The sequence below is a fragment of the Mesorhizobium sp. M5C.F.Ca.ET.164.01.1.1 genome, assembly GCF_004792125.1.
Lineage (GTDB): Bacteria > Pseudomonadota > Alphaproteobacteria > Rhizobiales > Rhizobiaceae > Mesorhizobium > Mesorhizobium wenxiniae.
In genome coordinates this window covers 1-331 of sequence record NZ_SRTG01000339.1, presented here as the reverse complement: position 1 = coordinate 331, position 331 = coordinate 1, and the positions used below count along the sequence as shown (strand labels likewise).

The following is a 331-nucleotide window of genomic DNA, read 5'->3' as shown; positions in this document are numbered from 1 at the left end:
ATCTACGCCGGCGGTTTCTCATCCGGCACCAGCTTCTACGACCGCAAGTCGACCGTCTATTATCCCTTCGACCTCGAGGGCGCCAAGGCCGAGCTCGCCAAGGCCGGCCTCAAGGATACCGACGGCGACGGGTTCGTGAACTTCCCGGCCGGCACCGCCGGCGGCAAGAATGTCGAGATCGTGATGCTGGTCAACAACGACTACACCACCGACAAGAGCCTCGCCGAAGGCGTCGTGGCGCAGATGGAAAAGCTGGGCTTGAGGGTCGTGCTCAACGGGGTCAACGGCACGCAGCGCGACGCGATCCAATATTCGGGCCGTTTCGACTGGC

Annotated in this window: 1 protein-coding gene; it reads left to right on the top strand. The window is 63.1% G+C overall.

The window, feature by feature from the left end; genetic code table 11:
- On the top strand, positions 1-331 hold a 331-nt coding region (locus EN807_RS33725), incomplete at both ends, for an ABC transporter substrate-binding protein (protein WP_246684525.1).